The 7,051-nt window shown below is 69.6% G+C and carries 4 protein-coding genes and 1 pseudogene; all 5 read right to left on the bottom strand.

Annotation, left to right across the window (positions count from 1 at the left end; genetic code table 11):
- Positions 1 to 1,383: pseudogene (locus tag ACLN58_RS15325) on the bottom strand (alpha-mannosidase); the annotation flags it as partial.
- 111 nt (positions 1,384 to 1,494) lie between these two features.
- Positions 1,495 to 2,337, bottom strand: coding sequence for a formate dehydrogenase accessory sulfurtransferase FdhD (fdhD, locus tag ACLN58_RS15320; RefSeq protein WP_415856120.1), 843 nt, complete (start codon positions 2,335 to 2,337; stop codon positions 1,495 to 1,497).
- On the bottom strand, positions 2,312 to 4,669 hold the full coding sequence (locus ACLN58_RS15315; RefSeq protein WP_415856119.1) for an FdhF/YdeP family oxidoreductase: 2,358 nt from the start codon (positions 4,667 to 4,669) through the stop codon (positions 2,312 to 2,314). Before ACLN58_RS15315 ends, fdhD begins: the two co-directional genes overlap by 26 nt.
- 103 nt (positions 4,670 to 4,772) lie before the next feature.
- Positions 4,773 to 5,849 carry an IS110 family transposase gene (locus ACLN58_RS15310; RefSeq protein WP_415856118.1) on the bottom strand — a complete coding sequence of 359 codons (1,077 nt, stop codon included), beginning with the start codon at positions 5,847 to 5,849 and terminating at the stop codon, positions 4,773 to 4,775.
- A gap of 682 nt (positions 5,850 to 6,531) precedes the next feature.
- Positions 6,532 to 6,831, bottom strand: a complete 300-nt coding sequence (locus ACLN58_RS15305; RefSeq protein WP_415856117.1) for a MerR family transcriptional regulator — start codon at positions 6,829 to 6,831, stop codon at positions 6,532 to 6,534.
- Between the last annotated feature and the right edge of the window lie 220 nt (positions 6,832 to 7,051).

Below are 7,051 nucleotides of genomic sequence, written 5' to 3'. Positions count from 1 at the left end.
CGGGACGAGGCCGAGGGTCGCGCGTCCCTTGTCGCGGAAGTTGCGCTCGGCGTGCGCGAGCTCGGAGGCCGCGAGGTCGGAGTTGTAGTTGTCGGTCGGCGGGAAGTGCGTGAAGACGCGGCTCCCGTCGATCCCCTCCCACAGGAAGCTGTGGTGCGGAATCCGGTTGACCTGGTTCCAGGACGTCTTCTGGGTGAGGAAGTAGCGCTCCCCCGCCGCTCGGACAATCTGCGGGAGCGACGCCGAATAGCCGAACGAGTCGGGAAGCCACGCCTCCTCGCACTCGACGCCGAACTCCTCGAGGAAGAAGCGCTTGCCCTCGACGAACTGGCGCGCCATCGCCTCGCTGCCCGGCATATTCGCGTCCGATTCGACCCACATGCCGCCCACGGGCATGAACCGTCCCTCGGCGACCTTCTCCTTGATGCGCTCGAATAGCTCCGGATAGCCGTCCTTGATCCATTGGAGCTGCTGCGCCGACGAGCACGAGAACGTCAGCTCGGGGTCCTCGTCCATGAGGGTCACGACGTTGGAGAACGTGCGGGCGCACTTGCGGACCGTCTCGCGGACGGGCCACAGCCACGCGGAGTCGATGTGCGCGTGGCCGGTCGCGACGAGGCGCAGCGCGCTGTTCGAGGCCGGGGCGGAAAGGACGGGCGCAAGCGCCTCGCGGGCAGCTGTGGCGGTCCCTGAGACGTCGTCGGGGTCCACGAGATCGCAGACGCCTTCGAGCGCGCGGAGGATCTCGTACCGCCGCGGCCGGTCCATGGGGAGCTCGTGCATGAGCCCACGCAGGCTCAGCACGTCCTGGAGGAGCTCCCACACCTCGACATCGCGCTCGGCTAGCGCCATCGCGCCGAAGCGGTAGAGGGGCTCGGGGCTTGCCGTCTCCGGGTCGCCCTGGGCCGTGGGGATGAACTGCCAGCCCTGCGTGACGTCCGGGTTGGCCGCGGCCTCGACGTAGAAGTCGACGGCGGGGCCGCCCCCGAGTGCCGCGACCGTGATGTACGAGTTTCTCGGGTTGAGCGCCTTGATCGGCGCGCCGTCGGGCCGCCAGGCCTGGCCCTCGCATTGGAAGCCAGGCTGCTGCGCCGTGAAGCCCAGATCCACGAGAGCCTCGACCTCGAAGCCCTCGGCGCCCCAGCCCTCGGGGACCTCCCCGGTGAGACGCAGCCACGTGGTGCGCCAGGCTGGCCCCCAGGCCTCACCCTGGCCCGTGGGCACGTACTCCTGGGCGATCGCCTCCTTCGCGGGGACAGGCTCTCCGGGGGCGTCCCAGCGCACGGCCCGCAGCGGCACGGTCCGGCGATAGACGTTGGCCTCGAGGCGGTCACGAACGAACCTGTCGATGCGGGCTTCGGTGATGAGCCTGTCGTCGTGCACAGACACTCCGATCCATCAAATCGTTAGAGTAATAGGCGCATTCCAAGCTACCCGCCCGTAGCGCCGAGCGGAAGCGGTTGCCACGGGCTTGCCCAAACCGTTGTACGAGGCTCAGGCGAGGAGCCGCTCGTGCCCCGCGTACACGTTGAATCCCGTGCCCCGACTGAAGCCCACAAGCGTCACCCCGGACTCCTCGGCGAGTTCCACGGCAAGCGACGACGGCGCGCTCACCGCCGCCAGGACGGGGATCCCCGCCATCGCAGCCTTCTGCACGAGCTCGAACGATGCGCGCCCCGAAACCTGCAGGACGGTGCCGCGCAGCGGCAGGAGCCCCGAGCGGAGCGCCCAGCCGACCACCTTGTCCACGGCGTTGTGCCGCCCCACATCCTCGCGGAGGCACAGGAGCTCGGCCGAGGTTCCGCCCTCGCCCACCCGGAAGAGCCCCGCCGCGTGGACGCCGCCCGTCTTCTCGAAGAGCGCCTGGGCCTCGCGGAGGCGAGCCGGCAGGCCGGCGACGAGCTCGGGAAGGAGGCGCACGCCGTCGTCCGCGGGGCTGTGGTGACCCGAGCGACGCACGGATTCGATCGAGTCCGTGCCGCAGATGCCGCACGAGCTCGACGTGTACACGGCCCGCCCGATCTCGGGCGCGACGACATCGGGGCCCAGCTGCGCCTGGACGACGTTGAACGTCTGCTGCCCGGCTGCGTCCTCGCCCCCGCAGAAGCGCTCGGACACGATCTGCCCGGGCTCCCAGACCACGCCCTCGGACACGAGGAAGCCCGCGACGAGGTCGAAATCGTCGCCGGGCGTGCGCATCGTGACGCTGTAGGACAGGCTCCCGAGCCGAATCTCGAGGGGCTCCTCGACGGCGAGCACGTCCTCCTTGTCGCGAACCGGGTGCTCGCTGTCCAGAACGTACTTGCGCACCTTACGGCGCTGGCTCAGCCGCCCCATGACGGCCTCCTTCCACGCTGGCCGCGCCCGCGCCGTGGCCCGTTTCGTGGCGCTCGAAGCGGACGGTGAGGGCCTTGAACCCCGGGGTGTTGGATTCGCGCGCCACGAGGTCGCGGTGCACGAGGGCGTTGGCCTCGGGGAAGTATGCCGCCGCGCAGCCCCGCGCCGTCGGGTACGCGACGAGCCGGAAACGGTTGGCGCGGCGCTCCTCGCCCCGGAACACGCTCACCACGTCCACGAGCTCGCGGTCCTCGAGCCCGAGCCCAGCAAGGTCCTCAGGGTGGACGAGGATCACGCGGCGGCCGTCGGAGATGCCGCGGTAGCGATCATCCTGGCCGTAGAAGGTCGTGTTGTACTGGTCGTGACTGCGGACCGTCTGGAGGATGAGGTGACCCGCGGGCGCCTCGAGGTACTCGAGCGGGCTCACCGTGAACTGTGCGCGGCCGGCCCCCGTCGCGAACGTTCGCGTGTCCCGCGGCGGGTTGGGGAGCTGGAAGCCGTTCCGCTGCCTGACGCGCCGGTTGAAGTCCTCGAAGCCCGGAATCACGCGGGAGATGTGGTCGCGGATCACGTCGTAGTCCTCGGCCATCGCACGCCAGTCCACGGCGTGGTCGTCGCCGAGCGCCGCGGCGGCGAGGCGCGCCACGATGACCGGCTCGGCAAGGAGATGCTCCGAGACGGGCTCGAGCCGGCCCTGCGTGGAATGGACCATCGACATCGAGTCCTCGACGGAGAGGAACTGGCGGCCGGACGGGTGCTTGTCGTCCCGGTCCGTGCGGCCGAGGGTCGGGAGGATGAGCGAGGTGCGGCCGTGGACCACGTGCGAGCGGTTCGGCTTCGTCGAGATGTGGACGGTGAGCCCAGCGCGCTGCATCCCGGCCTCGAGCGCCGCGGTGTCCGAGTTGGCCTGCGCGAAGTTGCCGCCGAGCGAGACGAACACGTCCACATCGTCGCGCTCGAACGCGGCGAGCGCCTGCGTCGAGTCGAAGCCGTGCTCGCGGGGCGAGTCGATGCCGAACTCGGCGTCGAGGGAGGCGAGCAGCGATTCGTTCGGCTTCTCCCAGATGCCCATGGTGCGGTCCCCCTGGACGTTCGAGTGGCCCCGCACGGGGCACGCGCCCGCACCCGGCTTCCCGAAGTTGCCCTGGAGCAGAAGCAGGTTCACGATCTCCCGGATGGTGTCCACCGAGTGCGGCTGCTGCGTGAGGCCGAGCGCCCAGCACACGATGGTCGCCTTCGAGTCCACGAGCAGCCGCGCGGTCGCCTCGATCTCGCCGCGCGTCAGCCCGGTGGCGCGCTCCGTCACCTCCCAGTCGAGCGACGCGCGGGCCGCGGCGTAGGCTTCGAAGCCTTCCGTCTGCGCCTCAAGGAACGCGCGGTCGACGACGGCGCCCGGCACCTTGCGCTCCTCCTCGAGGAGGAGGTGGCCGAGGGCCTGGAACAGGGCGAGGTCGCCGCCGACCTTGATCTGGAGGAACTCGTCCGCGATCGTCGCGCCGTCCCCGATGTAGCCGCCCACCGTCTGCGGGTCCTTGAAGTGCAGAAGCCCTGCCTCCGGGAGCGGGTTGACGGCCACGACCTTCCCGCCACGGTCCCGGCATTCCTTGAGCGCCGAGAGCATGCGGGGGTGGTTCGTGCCGGGGTTCTGGCCGACCACGAACACCAGCTTCGCGTCGTGAATGTCCTCGAGGGAGACCGTCCCCTTGCCGATCCCGATCGTGGGGTTGAGCGCGGACCCGGAGGACTCGTGGCACATGTTCGAGCAATCCGGGAGATTGTTCGTGCCGAGGCTCCGGGCGAACAACTGGTACATGAAGGCCGTCTCGTTGGCCGTGCGGCCGGACGTGTAGAAGACGCAGCGATCCGGCGTCGTGGCGCGCAGGTGCTCGGCCACGAGCTCGAACGCGTCGGTCCACGAGATGCGGCGGTACCGGTCGTCGCCGGGCCGGAGCACAACGGGCTCGGCGATGCGCCCCTGTTTGCTCAGCCAGTAGTCCGTCTTGTCCAGAAGGGTCGCGACGGGATGCGCGTCCCACCACTCGGGCGTCACGGCGCTCGTGGTGGCCTCCTCCGCGACGGCCTTCGCCCCGTTCTCGCAGAACTCCGCGGCCTTGCGGTGTCCGTCCGGCTCAGGCCATGCACAGCCGGGACAGTCGAATCCGCCACGCTGATTGATCCGAAGGAGCGAACGGGCCGTCCGCACCGGACCGGCCTGCTCAAGCCCCCGCTCGAGGGCAACCGCGACCGCCTTGAGGCCGGCGGCCGAGGTCTCGGGCGGGCCGACGTGCAGGGAATCCTCGTTGATGTCCTTCACTCGCGACTGGGAGCTCATGGCTCCATCCTGCCCTTCTTGTGGCGGAGAATGCACCCATGACGGATCTCAGCGACCCCAAGACGGCCCTCCAGCACTATCTGCAGGAATCTCAATGAAGCTTCTATATCCCGTCAACCCCCGGTTCTGTTGATGCGGCGGTGTTGAGGTGGCGGTAGAGGCGTCGGGCGAGATAGCGCTTCAGGCATCGACGGATCTCGCGGTCGGTCTTGCCCTCGGCACGTCGTCTGTCCGCGTAGGCGCGGGTTTGGGGGTGGTGGACCATGCGGACCATGGCGATGACGTTCAGGGCGCGGTTGAGGCGCCTCTCTCCGCCGCGGTTGAGCCGGTGCCGGGTGGTGTTGCCCGAGGAAGCAGGGATCGGGCTCACTCCGGCCAGGGCGGCGAATGCGGCCTCGTCGCGGACCCGTCCGGGATGGGACCAGGCGACCAGGACGGTGGCTGCGGTGACGGGCCCGATGCCAGTCTCCTCGACGAGGCCGGCGGCTGGGCTGGCGTCGACGAGCTCGCCGATCCGGTTGTCGCTGTCCCTGATCTCGGCGTCCAGGACGAGGATCCGCTTGGCCAGCCGGACGGCTTCGGTACGTGCGGTCGCGGCGGCGAGGTCCTCCTCGCGAGGGCGCCAGCGGGAGATCTCGGTGATCTTCCTGGCGCCGAGGGGATGGCGGGCGTCGATGCCGAGGTCGGCGATGCGCACGAGGGCAGTCAGGGCGTTCACGGCCCTGGTCCGCTCGCCGGTGAGCTCGTCACGGGCGGTCAGGAGGATCTGGGCTGCCGCCCGGACACCCTCGTCCATCCGCGGGGTCCGCAGCTGCTCTTCGGTGAGCGGGAGGACGGCAGCGGCGATCCGTCGGGCGTCGATCGGGTCGGACTTGCCGAGCCCGCGTCGGTTGGCCCTACCCATGCGGGCGGCTTCGACCGTACGGTAGCCGGCCACCGCTGCCTGGCGGGCGAGCTGGGCCCCGTAGCTGCCGACTCCCTCGATGACCCACAGGGCACCGAGGTCCCCGCCGGTCCGGCGTCCGGCCCAGGCGATCCCGCGGGCCCTGCCGGCGTGGGTGTTGGGGAAGGCCTCCGTCCCCAGGTGCTCGCCGTTTGCGGCGAGCACGGCGTAGGTATGGGTCCTGGCGTGAGTGTCCACGCCGATGACGAACGAGCGGGACTGTGCGACAGTGGTCATCGCGGTCGGGTTTCCTCTCCATCAGACGGGGCAGTGTTCCCGGTCGCTGCGGACCGGCGCCGTGCCCGGGAGAGATCACTTCGAGGCAGAACTGTGACGGGCCACGACCCCGAGGGGTCGGGCAGGCTTCTTATCAGGCCACCGAGGTGGGCCGGGACGGCGCCGGCCGCCCGCCACGGTCGGACAGTTCATAGGCAAGGCACCCAAGGGGGCCAGTTTTGTCATGGGCCACGACCGCAGCGAGGCGACCAACGCCAACCCTGCCAGCCGATCCCGGACCGGCCATGTAAAGACTCACAGCTGTTGTCAAAGCGCCGACGAGCGGTCATCGGGCCGGAGGCCCGCCTGACGGACCCCCGGAACCTCTGCGAGCCAGGCATCGTCGTGGGTAGCGGTGGCGTCGATGAGTTCGATGAGGGTGTCGTGCGGGCCGATGCTGCAGGCGGCGGTGCCGTCGCCGATGAGGGGTGTGGCAGCCCATGGAGCGGGGAGTTGTAGATGCTTCCCGTCGCCGGAGTACCACAGGCCGATCGGGCGGGCGGTGCCGAGGCCTGTCGGGCCTTCGGGCCATCGCGGATCCCCGGCCAGGCCTTCTTCATCATCGCAATAGCCGGAGGAGCCAGACCCTTGATCCTTCCCGGTGGGCGGGTTCGCCCGGGAAGGAGGTTCCGGCGCGCTGACGTCAGCGGCCGGTGGCGGGGCGTGCCTTGGCGAGTTGGGCACGGAGGCTGGCGTTCTCGTCCTCGAGGGCGAGGACGAGCCGGATGCCTTCGACGTTCAGCCCGGCTTCGACGAGTTCGCCGATGCGGCCGAGCCGGTCCATGTCGTCCTCGCTGTAGCGGCGGGTCCCGCCGTCGGTGCGGGACGGGGCAAGCAGGCCCTTGCGTTCGTAGAGGCGCAGGCTGGACAGGCCCAGACCGGAGAGCTCGGCGGCCACCGAGATCGCGTACACGCCGTCGGATGAGTCGCGCCTGCGGGCCATGCCACCACCTGATTCCTCTTGCCTTGACCTACCCGTGTCGATCTATTATATCTGTGTCTTGAGAGGCAGATCATATGCCGATCAAAGACCATATATTCTGATCCGAACCATCGAGCCATTGGAGGTGGCAGTGATGCTGATGCGAACCGATCCCTTCCGCGACCTCGACCGCCTGACCGAGCAAGTCTTCGGTACGACGACCCGGCCCACGACGATGCCC

The organism is Sinomonas sp. G460-2, assembly GCF_047759905.1.
Lineage (GTDB): Bacteria > Actinomycetota > Actinomycetes > Actinomycetales > Micrococcaceae > Sinomonas.
Note: the sequence above shows the minus strand (reverse complement) of the source record. Positions and strands in the feature narration are given on the sequence as shown.

Bases quoted from the DNA above. Each gene is read 5' to 3' on its own strand.
- fdhD (WP_415856120.1), bottom strand. From the start codon at position 2,337: ATGGGGCGGCTGAGCCAGCGCCGTAAGGTGCGCAAGTACGTTCTGGAC.
- ACLN58_RS15315 (WP_415856119.1), bottom strand. From the start codon at position 4,669: ATGAGCTCCCAGTCGCGAGTGAAGGACATCAACGAGGATTCCCTGCAC.
- ACLN58_RS15305 (WP_415856117.1), bottom strand. From the start codon at position 6,831: ATGGCCCGCAGGCGCGACTCATCCGACGGCGTGTACGCGATCTCGGTG.
- ACLN58_RS15310 (WP_415856118.1), bottom strand. From the start codon at position 5,849: ATGACCACTGTCGCACAGTCCCGCTCGTTCGTCATCGGCGTGGACACT.